Here is an 18,471-nt window from a genome sequence, read left to right on the forward strand (position 1 = left end):
CCACCTCACCGGAGGAACTTCCATGACGTATCGCAGCAAAATCGCCGTCGTCTTTCTGCTCGGCTTTTTCCTTGATTTGATAAACATGTTTATTGCCAGCGTCGCCTTTCCGGCGATGGCTCACGCATTCAATACCACACCTTCCGCGCTTGCCTGGGTAAGTAACGGATACATTGCCGGGCTGACGTTAGTCATCCCATTCAGCAGTATTCTGACGCGCCGCGTCGGGCCGAAGCGCGTTATTCTGCTCTCACTGCTTCTCTTTAGCGCGGCCTCCGTTGCGGCGGGTCTCTCATCTTCGCTGGAAAGTTTGATTGCCTGGCGCGTCGTGCAGGGCGCCGGAGGGGGTTTACTGATCCCGGTTGGTCAGGCGCTGACCTGGCAACAGTTTAAGCCTCATGAGCGGGCCAGACTCACCTCGGCGGTGATGCTGGTCGCGCTGCTTGCCCCCGCCTGCTCACCGGCTGTGGGCGGCATGCTGGTTCAGACATTCAGCTGGCGCTGGATATTTTTTGCCACCCTGCCCGTCGCCATTGTCACCTTTGTTTTGGCCTGCGCGTGGCTTAAAACAGAACCGTCACCGATAAACACCACCAGAATAGTAAACCTGTCTTTGCTGACGGATCCGCTGTTGCGCTTATCCATGCTTATCTATGTATGCGTACCCGGCATCTTTATTGGCGTGAACGTAACGGGCATGTATTACCTTCAGAGCGAGGCCAATATGACGCCCACCGCAACGGGCATGCTTATGCTGCCGTGGTCTGTGGCATCGTTTTTGGCTATCACCGCGACAGGACGCTATTTCAACCGTATCGGCCCGCGGCCGCTGGTGGTCATCGGTTGCCTTTTGCAGGCAACGGGCATTCTGCTTTTAATTAACGTCGGCCCGGCTATGCTGTTACCTGCCGTTGCGTTTGCGTTAATGGGTGCGGGGGGAAGCCTTTGCAGCAGTACGGCTCAGAGCAGCGCGTTTTTGACAACGCGGCGGGAAGATATGCCTGATGCCAGTGCGCTATGGAATCTGAATCGTCAGTTGAGCTTTTTTGCGGGTGCCCTGCTGCTGGCGCAGGCGCTGAGCTTCATGCAAGCTTATTTTACGCCGCTGGCCGCCTGGCACGGGATGTTTATTTTTGCCGCAGTTATCACTCTGCTGCCCGTACTGTACGTCTACCGTCTTAATAACACGCAGTTACTTGCGCAACTGCAACAGGAGCACCCATGACTCATTTCGAACAAGAGATCCTCGACATCCACGTCGCCCTTGAAAACTGGTTAGGTGCAGGCGAAGGCGAACAGGACGCCCTGCTCGCCCGTTTCCGTCCGGATTTTCTGATGGTTCCACCGAGTGGCACCCATTTAGATCATCACGCTCTGGCCCAATTTTTATATGCGCAGCGGGGAACCCGACCCGGGCTCAGGATCGGTATTGATGCGTTAACAACGCTTCAGACATGGGACAACGGCGCGGTGCTCCATTACCGGGAGACGCAAAACCGGCCAGGCCAGCCCGTCAACGTGCGCTGGTCAACCGCGGTGCTTAATCAGGAAGGGGATAACATCACCTGGCGTTTGCTGCACGAAACGGCGCAATCGTAAGGCATAAAAAAGGCCCGTCTCACGACGGGCCTTTTCTGACGAATGGTTGCTTACTCGCGGAACAGCGCTTCGATATTCAGACCTTGCCCTTGCAGGATTTCACGCAGGCGGCGTAGCCCTTCAACCTGAATCTGACGAACACGTTCACGGGTCAGGCCAATCTCACGGCCGACATCTTCCAGTGTCGCAGCTTCATACCCCAGTAAACCGAAACGACGTGCCAGCACTTCACGCTGTTTGGCGTTCAGTTCGAACAGCCATTTGACGATGCTCTGTTTCATGTCATCGTCCTGCGTGGTGTCTTCCGGGCCGTTGTCTTTTTCATCGGCCAGGATGTCCAGCAGCGCTTTTTCAGAGTCACCACCCAGCGGGGTGTCAACCGAGGTAATGCGCTCGTTGAGACGCAGCATACGGCTTACGTCATCAACCGGTTTGTCGAGTTGCTCTGCAATCTCTTCCGCACTTGGCTCGTGGTCCAGTTTATGGGACAACTCGCGCGCGGTACGCAGATAAACATTCAACTCTTTGACGATGTGGATCGGCAGTCGAATCGTACGGGTCTGGTTCATAATAGCCCGTTCGATGGTCTGACGAATCCACCAGGTCGCGTAGGTTGAGAAACGGAACCCGCGTTCCGGGTCAAACTTCTCAACTGCGCGGATGAGACCTAAGTTGCCCTCTTCAATCAGATCCAGCAGAGCCAGACCACGATTGCCGTAACGGCGGGCAATTTTCACGACCAGTCGCAGGTTACTTTCGATCATGCGACGACGCGAGGCAACATCACCACGCAAAGCACGACGTGCGAAATAGACTTCTTCTTCGGCCGTTAGCAGTGGGGAGTAACCAATCTCCCCAAGGTAAAGCTGAGTCGCGTCCAGCACACGCTGTGTGGCACCCTGCGATAACAGCTCTTCTTCAGCCAAATCGTTATCACTGGGTTCCTCTTCTACTAAGGCTTTTTCGTCAAAAGCCTCTGATCCGTTCTCATCAAATTCCGCGTCTTCATTTAAATCATGAACTTTCAGCGTATTCTGACTCATAAAGGTGGCTCCTACCCGTGATCCCTGGACGAGACACCCTGGCTGGCATGCCCCGTCAATTTATCGCTGCGGTAAATATTGCAGCGGGTTTACGGATTTCCCCTTGTAACGAATTTCAAAATGCAAGCGTGTAGAACTGGTTCCGGTGCTACCCATGGTAGCGATTTTTTGCCCCGCCTTAACTTCTTGTTGTTCCCGGACCAGCATAGTGTCGTTATGGGCGTAGGCACTCAGGTAATCATCGTTATGTTTGATGATAATAAGATTACCGTAACCGCGCAGTGCGTTACCGGCATAGACAACGCGTCCGTCTGCGGTCGCGATGATTGCCTGTCCTTTACTGCCTGCGATATCGATCCCTTTGTTGCCCCCCTCAGAGGTAGCGAAGTTCTCGATAATCTTGCCGTCAGTTGGCCAGCGCCAGGTGGTGATTGACGAGCTGGCATTCTGACTGCTTGCAGTCGGTACAGTAGAGCTAACCACAGGTGCCGTAGTCGGTGCTGTGACAACAGTCGCAGTACCTTTATTATTCGGCAACATTTTGTTAGCACTCTGATCACCTGAATCCTCAGAATACGTAATTACAGGTTGTGAAGCAACCACCGTGGTGGTTTTTTGTGCAGGAGTAACGCTGTTATTTTGCGCAGTTACGTCGGCTGCTGAAACGGTGTTGCCTGGCGTAAGCGGTGACCCCGTCGCGTTGCCAACCTGAAGCGTTTGCCCGACTTCCAGAGCATACGGGGCCTGGACGTTGTTTCGCTGTGCCAGATCGCGGAAATCGTTCCCGGTGATCCAGGCAATATAGAACAGCGTATCGCCGCGCTTCACGGTATAGGTGCTGCCGCCGGTATAGCTACCTTTCGGAATGTTCCCATACTTACGGTTATACACTATACGGCCATTTTCAGTCTGAACAGGCTGTTCCACTGCCTGAATCTGCGTAGGCTGCGTAACTGGACGCTGAACTGGCTGGATCTGCGGAGTTTGCTGCGCCGTTGAGGTGCCCATTTTAGGCGGAGGGGTGATCAACATTCCGCTGGACGTGTTACCCGAGCCGCTGGTTCCATTAACGGAACTGACGGGCGCAGGCGCGTTATTTGAACTTGTACAGCCTGCCAGCCAGAGCGAAACCAGTGATAATGCCGCAACACGGCTGATGGTGAATTTTGGGCTTCCCGCGCTCATTTATCCCCCAGGAATGTGTTAACTACCAGTGACTTAAAAATAACCGTGATGGCACGAATCTATCGCGCCACACCATACGCTGAATTTGCCTTAATAACCCTGGAAAAATCCGAGTCTCAGGCCAGTTCGCCCTTAACCAGGGGCACAAAGCGCACGGCTTCCACGGTATCGATAATAAACTCGCCGCCGCGTCGACGAACGCGCTTCAAAAGCTGCTGCTCATCGCCGACGGGCAATACAAGAATGCCACCCTCGTCCAGCTGCGAAAGAAGCGCAGTGGGGATTTCAGGTGGCGCTGCCGTGACAATGATGGCGTCAAACGGGGCGCGAGCCTGCCAACCCTGCCATCCATCGCCGTGGCGTGTCGATACATTATGTAAATCAAGCTGTTTCAGGCGACGGCGCGCCTGCCACTGCAACCCTTTAATCCGTTCCACCGAACAGACATGGTGCACAAGGTGAGCCAGGATCGCGGTCTGATACCCTGAACCGGTGCCAATTTCCAGCACCCGGGACTCTGGCGTTAACTCCAAAAGCTCCGTCATACGCGCCACCATGTAGGGCTGCGAAATCGTCTGGCCTTGCCCAATGGGCAGCGCCACGTTTTCCCACGCTTTGTGTTCAAACGCCTCATCTACAAACTTCTCACGGGGAACCTGGGCAAGCGCGTTCAGCACCTGCTCGTTGGCGATCCCCTGTGCGCGTAATTGTTCCAGAAGAGTTTGTACACGTTTACTTACCATTGCGCGTTCACTCCGACCCGATCTAACCAGTCCGACACCACATCATGCGCGCTATAAGCGGTTAAATCTACGTGCAACGGCGTAACGGAAACGTACCCTTCATCCACCGCAGCGAAGTCGGTGTCTGGTCCGGCATCGCATTTAGCTCCCGGCGGGCCGATCCAGTACAGGGTATTGCCGCGCGGATCCTGCTGGGGAATAACCTGATCGGCAGGATGGCGACTGCCACAGCGCGTCACGCGGATCCCTTTGATCTCGTCCAGCGGGAGGTCCGGCACGTTAATATTGAGGATACGTCCGGTACGCAGCGGCTCGCGGCCAAGCGCACGGAGAATGGAGCAGGTCACCGCGGCGGCTGTGTCATAGTGGGTGTGACCGTTTAACGAGACCGCCAGCGCCGGAAACCCCAGGTGACGCCCTTCCATCGCCGCGGCCACGGTGCCGGAGTAAATCACATCATCGCCAAGATTTGGCCCGGCATTGATGCCGGAGACCACAACATCCGGCCGCGGGCGCATCAGCGCGTTCACGCCCAGAAACACGCAGTCGGTCGGCGTCCCCATCTGGACGGCAATATCGCCATTCTCAAAGGTAAAAGTGCGAAGTGAAGACTCCAGCGTCAATGAGTTAGACGCGCCACTGCGGTTACGATCGGGAGCCACGACCTGCACATCCGCAAATTCGCGGAGGTGTTTCGCCAGCGTCTGAATACCTGGCGCATGGATCCCGTCATCGTTACTCAGCAATATTCGCATAATCACCCGACGTGTTGATAAGTTCCCTGACAACACTGGTGGCAAAGCTACCTGCCGGCAGCCAGAAGCGTAACTCGACGGTTACGTCATCCCACCAGTTCCAGCTCAGCTGTTGCGGGTAGAGGAGCATCGCACGGCGTGCCGCCTCGACCTTTTCCCGCACCAGCAACGATTGTAATTCTGGCGCATCCGCCACCGCTGACTGCTCAGCGGCCAGCGCCTCGCCCTGGGTTCCCCAGTCGCCTGAACCCGGCAAGGTGGCGGTAATCATCAGCGTTTTAGCGTCCACGCGCGACTGGACATCGGCCATCTCTTCGGCCGTTGCCACAAACCAGCTTCCGCGTCCCGCTAATTGTAGCGCATCGCCGACAACAACTTGATTCGCGTCCGGTTTTTTCAGCCGTTCGCTCACAATCTGATTAAACAACGCACTGCGGGCCGCCGACAACCAAAAACTGCGTTTATTACGATCGCGCACCGGTGCACCGCTTTGCGCCCAGCGCAGCGCGCCCAGCAGGTTGCTACCACCGATACCAAAGCGCTGAGCACCGAAATAGTTTGGTACGCCGCGTTCGTTAATGGCCTTCAGGCGTTTTTCAACGTCTTCGCGGTCGGTCACTTCGCGCAGTACCAGGGTAAAGGCATTGCCTTTCAGTGCGCCCAGACGCAGCTTGCGCTTGTGGCGGGCGTACTCCAGCACCTTACAGCCTTCAAGCTCAAATTTGCTTAAATCAGGCATCGCATTGCCGGGCACGCGGGCGCAAAGCCACTGCTCGGTCACGGCGTGCTTGTCTTTCTGCCCGGCGAAGCTCACCTCGCGGGCGTGAATGTTGAGGAATTTTGCCAGCGCGTCCGCCACGAAGCGGGTGTTGCAGCCGTTTTTCAGGATGCGCACCAGAATGTGCTCGCCTTCGCCGTCCGGCTCAAAGCCGAGATCTTCCACCACCACGAAATCTTCAGGGTTGGCCTTCAGCAGCCCATTGCCCTGCGGTTTACCGTGCAGATACGTCAGATTATCGAAATCGGTCATTTGGCCGCCTTCACCAGCAGCGCCACGGCCTCACAGGCAATGCCTTCGCCACGACCGGTAAAGCCCAGCTTCTCCGTGGTGGTCGCTTTGACGTTGACGTCGTCCATATGGCAGCCCAGATCTTCAGCGATAAACACACGCATCTGTGGGATGTGCGGCAGCATCTTCGGTGCCTGGGCAATGATCGTCACATCAACGTTGCCGAGAGTGTAGCCTTTGGCCTGAATACGACGCCAGGCTTCGCGCAGCAGTTCGCGGCTGTCTGCGCCTTTGAAAGCAGGATCGGTGTCCGGGAACAGTTTGCCAATGTCGCCCAGCGCGGCGGCACCCAGCAGCGCGTCGGTCAGCGCATGCAGCGCCACGTCGCCATCAGAATGCGCCAGCAGACCTTTTTCGTAAGGAATGCGCACGCCGCCAATGATAATTGGGCCAACGCCGCCAAAGGCGTGTACATCAAAACCGTGTCCAATACGCATTATGCCTTCTCCTGAGGGGTCGTACGGGTAAGATAAAATTCCGCGAGCTGTAAGTCTTCCGGGCGCGTCACTTTTATATTATCAGCGCGTCCTTCAACAAGCGTGGGGTGGAAACCGCAATACTCCAGCGCCGAGGCTTCGTCCGTAATGGTCGCACCTTCTTTAAGCGCTCGCGTTAAGCAGTCGTGGAGTAATTCGCGGGGAAAAAATTGTGGCGTCAGCGCGTGCCATAGATCGACGCGCTCGACGGTGTGGGCAATCGCTGGTTTACCCGGTTCGGCACGCTTCATGGTGTCACGCACCGGGGCGGCCAGAATGCCGCCCACTTTACTGGTTTCACTCAGGGCCAGCAGACGCGACAGATCGTCGTGATGCAGACAGGGACGCGCGGCATCGTGCACCAGCACCCACTGCGCGTTCCCGGCAGCCTGAATGCCCGCCAGAACGGAGTCAGCCCGCTCTGCGCCGCCGTCAACGACGGTAATCTGAGGATGATTCGCCAGCGGGAGCTGCGCAAAACGTGCATCGCCGGGGCTGATGGCAATAACAACGCGTTTCACCCGGGCATGCGCCAGCAGCGCCGCCACGGCGTGCTCGAGGATCGTTTTATCGCCAATTGAGAGATACTGCTTAGGACATTCTGTCTGCATACGCCGGCCAAAACCTGCGGCCGGCACCACGGCACAGACGTCCGAAAAAGTTGCTGCCATGTCGTAATCCTGGGCCTGATTATCGATTGTTTTGTGCGGAGCCCTGATTGCGTTTAGACGCATCCGGAACCAGGCGATAAAACGTTTCGCCCGGCTTAGTCATACTAAGTTCATTGCGTGCGCGCTCCTCAATCGCCTCCTGGCCGCCATTGAGGTCATCAATTTCAGCAAAAAGTTGATCGTTACGCGCTTTAAGTTTGGCGTTTGTCGCCTGCTGTGCCGCGACGTCATCGCTCACCCGGCTGTAGTCGTGCAGTCCGTTTTTGCCGAACCACAGCGAATATTGCAGCCAGACCAGCAAAGCCAGCAACAGCAGCGTTAGTTTACCCATCCTGCCCCCTGAAAAAACGGCATCATCATCCCATAACTTTCCGCTGGACTCTACTGCGGGGTTTTAATTATGCCGTAAGTTAGCCCATCAGCCATAAAAACAGCAGGCCAAAGATGACCACAACGGTGGCGATAGTGATGAGCGTACTATACAGGAGCTTGCCGTTGAAAAGGGAGTGCAGCGCCACGCCCACCACAACCGCAACGGGCATCAGCGCCAGGAAGAAAGGCCAGGTATAGAGGAAGAAAAAGAGGGTGTTTCCACCGTAGATCAAGAACGGGATACCCAGCGCCAGTAGCCACGACACAAAGCCGACAATCGCCCCAGGGAAGGACCAGGTCGTCTCGTCGTCGGTCGTTAACGGTTCCGACCCGGTGGTAATCATGTAGTTTTCACTGTTGCGCATAGCTAATCCTGTGACCGTGACTCATCGCTCGGGAAGACAGCTCCCGAACGATACCGTCTCAGGATCTGATAATATCGTCCCGTCTGAGCAGGTCTAATAATTGGCTTACTAAATTTGTTACCAATTGTTGACCTTCCAGATGAATCTCAGGGGATTCAGGCGCTTCGTAAACCGAGTCAATACCGGTGAAGTTTCGCAGCTCTCCCGCGCGGGCTTTTTTATACAGCCCTTTCGGATCGCGCGCTTCGCAGATTGCCAGCGGCGTATCCACAAACACTTCAATGAAGCGATTCCGGCCCACGCGCTCACGCACCATCTGACGTTCGGCGCGGTGCGGTGAGATAAACGCCGTCAGCACCACCAGCCCGGCATCCGCCATCAGGCTGGCGACTTCTCCCACCCGGCGAATGTTCTCTTTACGGTCTTCATCGCTGAACCCTAAATCGCTGCACAGTCCGTGACGCACGTTGTCGCCGTCCAGCAGGTAGGTGCTCACTCCCTGCTGATGCAGCGCTTCTTCCAGCGCGCCTGCCACCGTGGATTTACCGGAGCCAGACAGCCCGGTAAACCACAGCACAACCCCACGGTGACCGTGGAGCTGTTCGCGCTGGGCGACGGTGACCGGATGAGGATGCCAGACGACGTTCTCATCATGGGCAGCCATTACTTGCCTCCCAGCAAATCGCGTGCGCCCCAGTGCGGGAAGTGTTTACGCACCAGCGCATTCAGCTCAAGTTCAAACGCGCTGAACTCAGAGGCCACGGTAGCCTGCGTGTTTGGTTCACGGACCATCCCGGCGCCGACGGTGACGTTGGTCAGGCGGTCGATAAAGATCAGCCCGCCCGTCACCGGATTCTGCTGATACGGATCCAGCACCAGCGGCTCGTCGAAGGTCAGATCCACCAGACCGATGCCATTCAGCGGCAGCTCGCTCACGTCACGGTGGGTCAGGTTGTTGATGTCCACCTGGAACTGAATGCCGTCCACGCGGGCGCGGGTTTTCTTGCCGGCAATTTTAATGTCATAGCTCTGGCCTGCGGTCAGGGGCTGTTCCGCCATCCACACCACGTCCACGGATGCGCCCTGCACCGCCGCCAGCGTTTCCTGCGCGTCGACCAGCAGATCGCCGCGGCTGATGTCAATCTCGTCTTTTAGCACCAGGGTTACCGCTTCACCTGCCCCTGCTTCGTCCAGATCGCCATCAAAGGTGACGATACGGGCAATGGTCGATTCCACGCCGGACGGCAGCACCTTCACGCGCTGGCCCACGTTGACCGAGCCGGATGCAAGGGTGCCGGAGAAGCCGCGGAAATCGAGGTTCGGACGGTTTACGTACTGCACCGGGAAGCGCATCGGCTGGGTCTCCACCACGCGCTGAATTTCAACGGTTTCCAGCACCTCCAGCAACGTCGGGCCGCTGTACCACGGCATGTTCGCGCTCTGAGAGGCGACGTTATCCCCTTCCAGCGCCGACAGCGGCACAAAGCGAATATCGAGGTTGCCCGGCAGCTGTTCAGCAAAGGTCAGGTAGCTCTGGCGGATCTCGTCGAATCGCGCTTCGCCGTAGTCCACCAGATCCATTTTGTTCACCGCCACCACCAGGTGTTTGATCCCCAGCAGCGTAGAGATAAAGCTGTGACGACGCGTCTGATCCAGCACGCCTTTACGGGCGTCCATCAGCAGGATCGCCAGGTCACAGGTGGACGCGCCGGTCGCCATGTTACGGGTGTACTGCTCATGCCCCGGGGTGTCGGCGATAATAAATTTGCGCTTTTCGGTAGAGAAGTAGCGATAGGCGACATCAATGGTAATGCCCTGCTCGCGCTCCGCCTGCAAGCCGTCCACCAGCAGCGCCAGGTCGAGTTTTTCGCCCTGGGTGCCGTGGCGTTTACTGTCATTGTGCAGGGAAGAGAGCTGATCTTCGTAAATTTGTCGCGTGTCGTGCAGCAGACGACCAATCAGGGTACTTTTCCCGTCATCAACGCTGCCGCAGGTCAGGAATCGCAGCAGACTTTTGTACTGTTGGGCGTGCAGATAAGCTTCTACGCCGCCTTCATCGGCAATTTGTTGGGCAATAGTCGTATTCATGGCGGCTCCTTAGAAATAACCCTGACGTTTCTTCAGCTCCATGGAGCCTGCCTGGTCGCGGTCAATCACGCGGCCCTGTCGCTCACTGGTGGTCGACACCAGCATCTCCTCGATGATCTCCGGCAGCGTCTGCGCACTGGATTCCACCGCGCCGGTCAACGGCCAGCAGCCGAGAGTACGGAAACGGACCATCTGTTTTTTGATCACTTCACCCGGCTGTAAATCAATGCGATCGTCGTCGATCATCATCAGCATGCCGTCGCGCTCCAGGACCGGGCGCTCTGCTGCCAAATACAGCGGAACGATCTCAATATTTTCCAGATAGATGTACTGCCAGATATCCAGCTCGGTCCAGTTGGAGAGCGGGAAGACGCGAATGCTTTCGCCCTTGTTGATCTGGCCGTTGTAGTTGTGCCACAGCTCCGGACGCTGGTTTTTCGGGTCCCAGCGGTGGAAGCGGTCGCGGAAAGAGTAGATACGCTCTTTGGCGCGGGATTTCTCTTCGTCACGGCGCGCGCCGCCGAAGGCCGCATCAAAACCGTATTTATTCAGCGCCTGCTTCAGCCCTTCGGTTTTCATGATATCGGTATGCTTGGCGCTGCCGTGCACGAACGGGTTGATGCCCATCGCCACCCCTTCCGGGTTTTTGTGCACCAGCAGCTCGCAGCCGTAGGCTTTGGCGGTACGGTCACGAAACTCGTACATCTCGCGGAATTTCCAGCCGGTATCCACATGCAGCAGCGGGAACGGCAGCGTTCCCGGATAAAACGCTTTACGCGCCAGGTGCAGCATGACGCTGGAATCTTTACCGATGGAGTACATCATCACCGGGTTAGAGAACTCGGCGGCCACTTCGCGGATAATGTGGATACTTTCCGCTTCGAGCTGCCGCAGGTGAGTAAGTCGTTTTTGGTCCATAACCGTTCCTTAAGCCAAATTTACAACAGAAGCGCCGAAGCCTTCTGTGTCGGTTGTGTGTTGGAACCAGGCGAGCGAGCTGTGCAACTGCACCACTTCTCCCACCACGATCAGGGCGGGCATCGGGGCGTCTTTCGCCAGGGTTGCAAGGTCTTGTAAAGTGCCGATGGCGACATGCTGATCGACGCGTGTCCCGCGGGAGATAACTGCTACCGGCGTCGTCGCATCGCGACCGTGCTGAATAAGCTGTTCGCTGATGTCTGCCGCTTTCATCGTGCCCATATAAATCGCCAGCGTTTGTCGGCTCTGGGCGAGATGCGACCAGTCAAACGGCGTGCTGTCGGCTTTATAATGCCCGGTCACAAAGGTCACGCTCTGGGCGTAATCGCGATGGGTCAGCGGAATACCGGCGTAGGCCGTGACGGCAGACGCCGCCGTAATACCGGGGACCACCTGGAACGGGACGCCCGCTTCGGCTGCCGCCTGCAACTCCTCGCCACCACGGCCGAAGATAAACGGGTCGCCCCCTTTCAGGCGCACCACGGTCTTGCCCGCTTTCGCGGCGGCAATCAGCATTTGATTGGTGTCGTGCTGCGGCACGGAGTGCTCGCCGGCACGTTTACCAACGCAGATTTGCTCCGCGTCACGGCGGATCAGTTCGCGAATACCGTCGGTGACCAGATGGTCGTAGAACACGACATCCGCATCCTGAAGAACCTGGAGGCCACGCAGCGTGAGCAGCCCGGCATCGCCCGGCCCGGCGCCCACCAGAATGATCTCCCCGCCCGTACTGCCGGGGTTATCCAGTTCGTCTTCGAGTATTTGTTGCGCCGCCGTCTCGTTACCGGCATGCATCAGGCTGGCAAAGCGGCCGCGAAACACACGCTCCCAGAAGCGACGGCGTTCCGTCACGCTGGTCAGACGCGTTTTAAGGTGGTTGCGCCAGTAGCTGGCCTTCTCCGCCATGCGCCCGAGGCTGGTCGGCAGCAGCGCTTCGATTTTTTCCCGCAGCACGCGCGCCAGCACCGGCGCGGTGCCGCCGGAGGAGATCGCCACCAGCAGCGGCGAGCGGTCAACAATCGACGGGAAGATAAACGAGCACAGCGGCTGGTCGTCTACCACGTTCACCAGACGGTGACGGTCCTGAGCTGCGTCGGAGATTCGGCGGTTGAGCGCCCGATCTTCGGTTGCCGCAATCACCAGCACCACGCTGTCGATCTGAGACTCTTCAAAATCCGCCTCTGCAACGACCTGCACCTGCGCCCCGGCGCGTTGCAGGAACGCGATTTTGCGATCGGCAATTTCACCCGTCCCGACAACCAGTACCGGTCGGTCTTTCAAGGCGGCAAAAAGGGGGAGATAGTCCACAGGCAACAACTCACTAACAACCAGGAATAAAGGGACTATAGGGGGCGGCTTAGACCGAATGAAATTACGAATTGGAATGAGTAGTTACTCAATGGAATAACGCCATGGAAAAGCAAATATCAAAAAGTGCTTAACACGCGAAATTTCGGGCATTTAAGCGCAATTCAAATTGTGTCTACCCGATCACAGTTTCATACTATGCGGGTTAAAATTTTGCTCTGTTTTTAAGGACTCACTATGTTTTCCGCAATGCGCCACCGATTCGTTGCCCTGGCGCTCGGCGTTTGCTTTATCCTTCCGGCTCAGGCAAAAAATCAATCTTACGGTGAAATAGCCAGTATGCAGGCGCGGCATATTGCGACGGTCTTTCCGGGCCGCATGACCGGAACCCCAGCCGAAATGCTCTCGGCAGACTATATTCGTCAGCAGTTTGCGGATATGGGCTATGAGAGTGACATTCGCGCTTTCCACAGCCGCTACATCTATACCTCACGCAATAAAACGCAGAACTGGCATAACGTAACCGGCAGCACGGTCATTGCGGCGCACGAAGGAAAGGCGGCTGAGCAGATTATTATTATGGCGCACCTTGATACCTACACGCCGATGAGCGACGCCGATGTCGATAATAACCTCGGCGGCCTGACGCTTCAGGGACTGGATGACAATGCGGCGGGGCTGGGCGTCATGCTTGAGCTGGCCGAACGCCTGAAGAATATTCCGACGAAATACAGCATTCGCTTTGTTGCGACCAGCGGTGAAGAAGAAGGAAAACTCGGCGCTGAGAATCTCCTTAAGCGCATGACCGCTGAGGAGAAGAAAAATACGTTGCTGGTGATTAACCTCGATAATCTGATCGTGGGAGATAAGCTCTATTTTAATAGCGGACAGAGCACGCCGAGCAGCGTACGTAAACTCACCCGCGACCGCGCGCTGGCGCTTGCCCGCACGCATGGCGTCTATGCCGCGACAAATCCGGGCGGTAACCCCGATTATCCCAAAGGCACGGGCTGCTGTAATGACGGTGAAGTGTTTGATAAGGCGGGCATTCCGGTGCTGTACGTCGAGGCAACTAACTGGGCGCTGGGCAAAAAAGATGGCTATCAGCAGCGCGCTAAATCGAAGGCGTTCCCAAACGGGACCAGCTGGCATGACGTGCGGCTGGATAACCAGCAGCACATTGATAAAACGCTGCCGCAGCGGATTGAGCACCGCAGCCGGGATGTCGTGAAAGTGATGCTGCCGCTGGTGAAGGAGCTGGCGAAAGCGGGGAAAGCCTGATGCAATTAAGCCCGGTTGCGCTGCGCTTACCGGGCCTACAACGGCACGAAACGTAGGCCCGGTAAGGCGTAGCCGCCACCGGGCGAAAAAACATTACCCTTCGTGCAGCCCGCACTCGCGCTTCAGCCCAAAGAATCGCGTCTCTTCTTCCGCCATTCCCGGTTCCCATTTACGCGTGGTATGGGTGTCGCCTACCGACAGGTAGCCCTGATCCCACAGCGGATGGTACTTCAGCCCGTGCTTTTGCAGATACTGGTACACCGTGCGGTTATCCCAGTCGATGATCGGCAGCACTTTGAACACGCCACGCTGCACCGCCAGCACCGGCAGCGTTGCCCGGCTCCCGGACTGCTCGCGGCGGAGCCCAGCAAACCACGTCTGCGCATGAAGATCTTTCAGCGCGCGGTTCATCGGCTCGACCTTGTTGATCTCATTGTATTTCTCGATGCCCTCAACGCCCTGCTCCCACAGCTTGCCGTAACGCGCCTCCTGCCAGGCCGCGCTTTCGGTTGCGCGATAAACCTTCAGGTTCAGCTTGAGCTTGTCCGTCAGCTCGTCGATAAACTGATAGGTCTCCGGGAACAGATAGCCGGTATCGGTGAGGATCACCGGAATGTCCGGACGGATCTGATTCACCAGATGCAGACTGACCGCCGCCTGAATGCCAAAGCTCGACGAAAGCACATAGTCTCCCGGCAGGTTTTCCAGCGCCCACGCCACGCGCCCTTCGGCGTCGAGCTTTTCCAGTTGGGCGTTAGTTTCTGCCAGAGCCAGAATGCGTTCAACTTTTGGCAGGTCATTAAGGGCGTTTAGATCGAGTACGGACATAAGAACCTCGTTTGCCTGTTTCGCCGGGCGGCACTGCGTTTGCCCGGCCTACAAAACCCGTAGGCCCGGTAAGCGAAGCGCCACCGGGCAAAGGATGGATTACTCCCAGAAATCCCTTGCGGGATCGAGCACCGGGCGAATGATGCCCGCACGTACCGTAAAGTCGCCGAAGCCTTCACCCGCTTCGCGCTCTTTCGCCCAGCGTCCGATAAGCACGTCGAGGGAATCGAGAATTTCCGGCTCGGTGATGTTCTCGCGGAACATACGCGGAATACGTGTCCCGATACGGTTACCGCCCAGGTGCAGGTTATAGCGACCCGGCGCTTTCCCTACCAGACCGAGTTCGGCCAGCATCGCGCGGCCGCAGCCGTTCGGACAGCCCGTCACGCGCATAACAATATGCTCGTCCGGAATACCGTGTTTTTCCAGAATCGCCTCCACTTTATCAGTGAAGGACGGCAGGAATCGCTCGGCTTCGGCCATTGCCAGCGGACAGGTCGGGAACGACACGCAGGCCATTGAGTTTTCACGCTGCGCGCTCACCGCATTCATCAACCCGTGCTCGCGGGCCAGCTCTTCAATTCTCGCCTTATCGCTTTCCGGCACGCTGGCGACGATCAGGTTCTGGTTGGCGGTAATACGGAACTCGCCTTTGTGGATCTTTGCGATTTCCAGCAGGCCGGTTTTCAGCGGACGGCCCGGATAATCAAGAATACGGCCGTTTTCGATAAACAGCGTCAGGTGCCAGTTATTGTCGATGCCTTTCACCCAGCCGATGCGATCGCCGCGACCGGTGAATTCGTAAGGGCGGATCGGCTCAAACTTGATGCCCGCGCGACGCTCCACTTCTTCTTTGAACGTCTCGACGCCTACGCGCTCAAGGGTATATTTGGTTTTCGCGTTTTTACGATCGGTACGGTTACCCCAGTCGCGCTGGGTCGTAACCACCGCCTCTGCCACGGCCAGCGTGTGCTCCAGCGGCAGGAAGCCGAACTCGCTCGCGGTGCGGGCGTAAGTTTTCTTGTTACCGTGCTCAATGGACAAACCGCCGCCCACCAGCAGGTTAAAGCCGACCAGCTTGCCGTTTTCGGCAATCGCCACGAAGTTCATGTCGTTGGCGTGCAGGTCGATATCGTTCTGCGGCGGGATCACCACCGTGGTTTTAAACTTACGCGGCAGGTAGGTCTGACCGAGGATCGGCTCTTCATCGGTGGTGGCGACTTTCTCCTGATCGAGCCAGATCTCCGCATAGGCGCGGGTACGTGGCAGCAGATGTTCAGAGATTTTTTTCGCCCACTCGTACGCTTCGGCGTGCAGCTCAGATTCGTACGGGTTCGAGGTGCAGAGCACGTTACGGTTCATGTCGTTGGCGGTCGCCAGCGCGTCCAGACCCACGGAGTGCAGCATCTGGTGCACCGGCTTGACGTTCTTCTTCAGAATGCCGTGGAACTGGAAGGTCTGACGGTTGGTCAGACGAATGCTGCCGTAGATTGTGTTTTCACCGGCAAACTTGTCGATCGCCTGCCACTGTTTCGTGGTGATTACCCCGCCCGGCAGACGACAGCGCAGCAGCATCGCGTGACGCGGCTCCAGCTTCTGTTCGGCACGCTCGGCGCGGATATCGCGGTCGTCCTGTTGGTACATACCGTGGAAACGGATCAGCAGGAAGTTGTCGCCTTTGAAACCGCCGGTCAGGCCGTCATTTAAATCTTCGGCAATGGTACCGCGCAGGTAGTTGCTCTCTACCTTCATGCGCTCGGCATCAGTCAGTTTGCCTTCGACCACCAGTGGGCCAGGATGTTTTTCGCTCATTAGTAGACATCTCGCTGATAACGGCGCTCTACGCGCAGCTCACTTAAAAATTCATCCGCCGTTTCGGCATCCATACCGCCGAATTCGGCAATCACTTCCAGCAGTGCCTGCTCAACGTCTTTCGCCATGCGATTGGCGTCGCCGCAGACATAAATGTGGGCGCCGTCATTGATCCAGCGCCACAGCTCTGCGCCCTGTTCGCGCAGTTTGTCTTGTACGTATACTTTTTCTTTCTGATCGCGGGACCAGGCCAGATCGATGCGGGTCAGCACGCCCTCTTTGACGTAGCGCTGCCACTCAACCTGGTAGAGGAAATCTTCAGTAAAGTGCGGGTTGCCGAAGAACAGCCAGTTTTTACCCGCCGCGTCGTCTGCTGCACGCTGCTGCATAAAGGCGCGGAATGGCGCAATACCGGTGCCCGGGCCAATCATAATCACCGGCGTTTCGGGGTTCGCCGGCAGGCGGAAGTTGTCGTTGTGCTCGATAAAGACGCGAACTTCACCCTCTTCTTCCACGCGGTCTGCCAGGAAGCCTGACGCCCCACCCGCGCGCGCGCGGCCTTCGATGTCGTAACGCACCACGCCAACGGTGATGTGGACTTCGTTTTCCACTTCCGCCTGCGAGGAGGCGATGGAGTACAGGCGCGGGGTCAGCGGACGCAGCAGGCCGACCAGCGCGTCAGCATCCAGCTGTGCCGGAGAGAAACGCACCATATCGACAATCGGCGTTGTCGCCGCGTATTGCTGTAACTTCGCCTTATCCCCGACCAGCGGAAGGAGCGATTCGCTGCGGGTTAAGGTGGCGTAGTTTTCAACGATGTTGGCGGTGTTCACCGTCAGTTCGAAATGCCACTGGAGCGCCTCGGAGATCGAGAGCGTTTTGCCGTCCACGGTAACCAGTTCATCGCCTTTCAACCACAGCAGCTCGACCAGCTCTTTCACCAGCGCCGGATCGTTCTGATACCAGACGCCCAGCGCATCGCCAGGCTGGTAACGCAGGCCAGAGTCACCGAGATCGATTTCGATATGGCGCACGTCTTTTTCTGAATCACGGCCCGTGATTTTCTGGTTTACCGACAGGCTCGCCGTCAGCGGCGCCTCTTTCGTGTAAGGGCTGGTGTGGATTTCGTTAACGGTGCCGGCTACGGTAACGGCGGCCTGCGCTGGCGTCTCTTTCGGGACGCGGGCCTTCAGCACCTCAACGATGCGCGCCCGCCATTCGGCGGCGGCAGCCTGGTATTCCACGTCAGCGTCTACGCGATCCAGCAGGCGCTCTGCGCCCAGCTCCGCCAGCTTGCTGTCGAAATCTTTACCGGACTGGCAGAAAAATTCATAGGACGTATCACCGAGGCCGAAGACGGCAAAGGCGGAGCCCTCGAGCTTTGGTGCTTTTTTCGAGAACAGGAACTTATGCAGCGCGACGGCTTCTTCAGCAGGCTCACCTTCCCCCTGCGTTGACGCCACCACCACCAGCAGTTTTTCTGACGCGATCTGTTTGAATTTATAATCCCCGGCGTTGACCAGGTTAACGTTCAGCTTCGCGGCGAGCAGGTCATCACGCAGCGCTTCGGCCACACGACGGGCATTACCCGTTTGCGAAGCGGAGATAAGCGTGATGGCAGGAATTTCAACGGCCGTTGGCGGGACGCCTGCCACAGCACCCGGCTGCTGGTTCAGCATTCCCCAGAAATAGCCGGAGACCCAGGCAAGCTGGGTGGGTGAAAAATCGGAAGTCGCGGCCTGGAGGCGCGCCAGTTGCTCCGGGTTAAGGGGAAGCAAATTTGAAGGTGGGGCCTGTGTTGTCATGCGTCGTTATGTTCCAGTAGCAAAGCGGACTTTAAGCGAATAAATCCAAACTGAAGATAAGGTTAACGGCGGGGATAATAACAATTAAAGAAG

General features: G+C 57.2%; 20 protein-coding genes. 4 read left to right on the forward strand and 16 right to left on the reverse strand.

The annotated features are described in order from the left end of the window. Positions 1–22: 22 nt before the first annotated feature. Positions 23–1,225: an MFS transporter gene (locus ACQG11_RS03990; protein ID WP_426728195.1), complete on the forward strand. Its 1,203-nt coding sequence runs from the start codon at positions 23–25 to the stop codon at positions 1,223–1,225. Next, positions 1,222–1,599, forward strand: a complete 378-nt coding sequence (locus ACQG11_RS03995) for a DUF4440 domain-containing protein (RefSeq protein ID WP_058646250.1) — start codon at positions 1,222–1,224, stop codon at positions 1,597–1,599. Before ACQG11_RS03990 ends, ACQG11_RS03995 begins: the two co-directional genes overlap by 4 nt. A 50-nt stretch (positions 1,600–1,649) precedes the next feature. On the opposite strand, the gene rpoS is transcribed toward ACQG11_RS03995, so the two are convergent. Together rpoS and nlpD are read right to left on the reverse strand one after the other, a co-directional pair. After that, positions 1,650–2,642, reverse strand: a complete 993-nt coding sequence (gene rpoS, locus ACQG11_RS04000) for an RNA polymerase sigma factor RpoS (protein WP_022649182.1) — start codon at positions 2,640–2,642, stop codon at positions 1,650–1,652. A 60-nt stretch (positions 2,643–2,702) separates the two neighbouring features. Continuing rightward, complete coding sequence (nlpD, locus tag ACQG11_RS04005) at positions 2,703–3,776, reverse strand: murein hydrolase activator NlpD (RefSeq protein ID WP_426728880.1); 1,074 nt, start codon at positions 3,774–3,776, stop codon at positions 2,703–2,705. On the opposite strand from nlpD, the gene ACQG11_RS04010 reads away from it, so the two are divergent. Beyond that, the gene (locus ACQG11_RS04010) at positions 3,718–3,849 is read left to right on the forward strand and encodes a peptidase (protein WP_306173474.1); all 132 of its coding nucleotides are present in this window, start codon (positions 3,718–3,720) and stop codon (positions 3,847–3,849) included. The genes nlpD and ACQG11_RS04010 overlap by 59 nt on opposite strands. A gap of 94 nt (positions 3,850–3,943) precedes the next feature. Here the strand turns inward: ACQG11_RS04010 and ACQG11_RS04015 are convergent, their stop codons facing one another. The 11 genes from ACQG11_RS04015 to cysG all read right to left on the reverse strand — a co-directional run bounded on the left by ACQG11_RS04015 (position 3,944) and on the right by cysG (position 12,652). Further along, complete coding sequence (locus tag ACQG11_RS04015; protein WP_022649184.1) at positions 3,944–4,570, reverse strand: protein-L-isoaspartate(D-aspartate) O-methyltransferase; 627 nt, start codon at positions 4,568–4,570, stop codon at positions 3,944–3,946. Beyond that, positions 4,564–5,325, reverse strand: a complete 762-nt coding sequence (gene surE / locus ACQG11_RS04020; protein ID WP_023298480.1) for a 5'/3'-nucleotidase SurE — start codon at positions 5,323–5,325, stop codon at positions 4,564–4,566. Before surE ends, ACQG11_RS04015 begins: the two co-directional genes overlap by 7 nt. Beyond that, on the reverse strand, positions 5,306–6,355 hold the full coding sequence (gene truD / locus ACQG11_RS04025; protein ID WP_063152087.1) for a tRNA pseudouridine(13) synthase TruD: 1,050 nt from the start codon (positions 6,353–6,355) through the stop codon (positions 5,306–5,308). Before truD ends, surE begins: the two co-directional genes overlap by 20 nt. Beyond that, positions 6,352–6,831, reverse strand: coding sequence for a 2-C-methyl-D-erythritol 2,4-cyclodiphosphate synthase (gene ispF / locus ACQG11_RS04030; RefSeq protein WP_003862097.1), 480 nt, complete (start codon positions 6,829–6,831; stop codon positions 6,352–6,354). The genes truD and ispF overlap by 4 nt, the downstream gene beginning before the upstream one ends. Further along, complete coding sequence (gene ispD / locus ACQG11_RS04035; RefSeq protein ID WP_000741569.1) at positions 6,831–7,541, reverse strand: 2-C-methyl-D-erythritol 4-phosphate cytidylyltransferase; 711 nt, start codon at positions 7,539–7,541, stop codon at positions 6,831–6,833. Before ispD ends, ispF begins: the two co-directional genes overlap by 1 nt. Positions 7,542–7,560: 19 nt before the next feature. Next, the gene (gene ftsB / locus ACQG11_RS04040) at positions 7,561–7,872 is read right to left on the reverse strand and encodes a cell division protein FtsB (RefSeq protein WP_003862095.1); all 312 of its coding nucleotides are present in this window, start codon (positions 7,870–7,872) and stop codon (positions 7,561–7,563) included. 79 nt (positions 7,873–7,951) lie between these two features. After that, a complete protein-coding gene (locus ACQG11_RS04045) occupies positions 7,952–8,278 on the reverse strand; it encodes a DUF3561 family protein (protein ID WP_006811767.1) in 327 nt (108 codons plus the stop codon). 58 nt (positions 8,279–8,336) lie between these two features. Continuing rightward, entirely contained in the window at positions 8,337–8,942 is a 606-nt protein-coding gene (gene cysC / locus ACQG11_RS04050) for an adenylyl-sulfate kinase (protein ID WP_022649188.1), read from the reverse strand. After that, on the reverse strand, positions 8,942–10,366 hold the full coding sequence (gene cysN / locus ACQG11_RS04055; RefSeq protein WP_063148654.1) for a sulfate adenylyltransferase subunit CysN: 1,425 nt from the start codon (positions 10,364–10,366) through the stop codon (positions 8,942–8,944). Before cysN ends, cysC begins: the two co-directional genes overlap by 1 nt. Before the next feature lie 9 nt (positions 10,367–10,375). Next, entirely contained in the window at positions 10,376–11,284 is a 909-nt protein-coding gene (gene cysD, locus ACQG11_RS04060; protein WP_006811770.1) for a sulfate adenylyltransferase subunit CysD, read from the reverse strand. A 9-nt stretch (positions 11,285–11,293) separates the two neighbouring features. Continuing rightward, positions 11,294–12,652: a siroheme synthase CysG gene (gene cysG / locus ACQG11_RS04065; RefSeq protein WP_023306832.1), complete on the reverse strand. Its 1,359-nt coding sequence runs from the start codon at positions 12,650–12,652 to the stop codon at positions 11,294–11,296. A 237-nt stretch (positions 12,653–12,889) separates the two neighbouring features. Between cysG and ACQG11_RS04070 the strand changes: the two genes are divergently transcribed. Then, positions 12,890–13,933, forward strand: a complete 1,044-nt coding sequence (locus tag ACQG11_RS04070) for an aminopeptidase (RefSeq protein ID WP_023298484.1) — start codon at positions 12,890–12,892, stop codon at positions 13,931–13,933. Between the two features lie 93 nt (positions 13,934–14,026). On the opposite strand, the gene cysH is transcribed toward ACQG11_RS04070, so the two are convergent. From cysH to cysJ, 3 genes are all read right to left on the reverse strand, one after another. Then, positions 14,027–14,761: a phosphoadenosine phosphosulfate reductase gene (gene cysH, locus ACQG11_RS04075; RefSeq protein ID WP_023298485.1), complete on the reverse strand. Its 735-nt coding sequence runs from the start codon at positions 14,759–14,761 to the stop codon at positions 14,027–14,029. A gap of 99 nt (positions 14,762–14,860) precedes the next feature. Beyond that, a complete protein-coding gene (cysI, locus tag ACQG11_RS04080) occupies positions 14,861–16,573 on the reverse strand; it encodes an assimilatory sulfite reductase (NADPH) hemoprotein subunit (protein ID WP_023306833.1) in 1,713 nt (570 codons plus the stop codon). Next, a complete protein-coding gene (gene cysJ / locus ACQG11_RS04085; protein ID WP_426728196.1) occupies positions 16,573–18,378 on the reverse strand; it encodes an NADPH-dependent assimilatory sulfite reductase flavoprotein subunit in 1,806 nt (601 codons plus the stop codon). Before cysJ ends, cysI begins: the two co-directional genes overlap by 1 nt. Positions 18,379–18,471 lie beyond the last annotated feature (93 nt).

It is taken from the genome of Enterobacter cloacae complex sp. 372C4 (assembly GCF_050030615.1).
GTDB classification, from domain to species: Bacteria; Pseudomonadota; Gammaproteobacteria; order Enterobacterales; family Enterobacteriaceae; genus Enterobacter; species Enterobacter intestinihominis.

Bases quoted from the DNA above. Each gene is read 5' to 3' on its own strand.
- ACQG11_RS03990 (WP_426728195.1), top strand. From the start codon at position 23: ATGACGTATCGCAGCAAAATCGCCGTCGTCTTTCTGCTCGGCTTTTTC.
- ACQG11_RS03995 (WP_058646250.1), top strand. From the start codon at position 1,222: ATGACTCATTTCGAACAAGAGATCCTCGACATCCACGTCGCCCTTGAA.
- rpoS (WP_022649182.1), bottom strand. From the start codon at position 2,642: ATGAGTCAGAATACGCTGAAAGTTCATGATTTAAATGAAGACGCGGAA.
- ACQG11_RS04015 (WP_022649184.1), bottom strand. From the start codon at position 4,570: ATGGTAAGTAAACGTGTACAAACTCTTCTGGAACAATTACGCGCACAG.
- surE (WP_023298480.1), bottom strand. From the start codon at position 5,325: ATGCGAATATTGCTGAGTAACGATGACGGGATCCATGCGCCAGGTATT.
- truD (WP_063152087.1), bottom strand. From the start codon at position 6,355: ATGACCGATTTCGATAATCTGACGTATCTGCACGGTAAACCGCAGGGC.
- ispF (WP_003862097.1), bottom strand. From the start codon at position 6,831: ATGCGTATTGGACACGGTTTTGATGTACACGCCTTTGGCGGCGTTGGC.
- ispD (WP_000741569.1), bottom strand. From the start codon at position 7,541: ATGGCAGCAACTTTTTCGGACGTCTGTGCCGTGGTGCCGGCCGCAGGT.
- ftsB (WP_003862095.1), bottom strand. From the start codon at position 7,872: ATGGGTAAACTAACGCTGCTGTTGCTGGCTTTGCTGGTCTGGCTGCAA.
- ACQG11_RS04045 (WP_006811767.1), bottom strand. From the start codon at position 8,278: ATGCGCAACAGTGAAAACTACATGATTACCACCGGGTCGGAACCGTTA.
- cysC (WP_022649188.1), bottom strand. From the start codon at position 8,942: ATGGCTGCCCATGATGAGAACGTCGTCTGGCATCCTCATCCGGTCACC.
- cysN (WP_063148654.1), bottom strand. From the start codon at position 10,366: ATGAATACGACTATTGCCCAACAAATTGCCGATGAAGGCGGCGTAGAA.
- cysD (WP_006811770.1), bottom strand. From the start codon at position 11,284: ATGGACCAAAAACGACTTACTCACCTGCGGCAGCTCGAAGCGGAAAGT.
- ACQG11_RS04070 (WP_023298484.1), top strand. From the start codon at position 12,890: ATGTTTTCCGCAATGCGCCACCGATTCGTTGCCCTGGCGCTCGGCGTT.
- cysH (WP_023298485.1), bottom strand. From the start codon at position 14,761: ATGTCCGTACTCGATCTAAACGCCCTTAATGACCTGCCAAAAGTTGAA.
- cysI (WP_023306833.1), bottom strand. From the start codon at position 16,573: ATGAGCGAAAAACATCCTGGCCCACTGGTGGTCGAAGGCAAACTGACT.
- cysJ (WP_426728196.1), bottom strand. From the start codon at position 18,378: ATGACAACACAGGCCCCACCTTCAAATTTGCTTCCCCTTAACCCGGAG.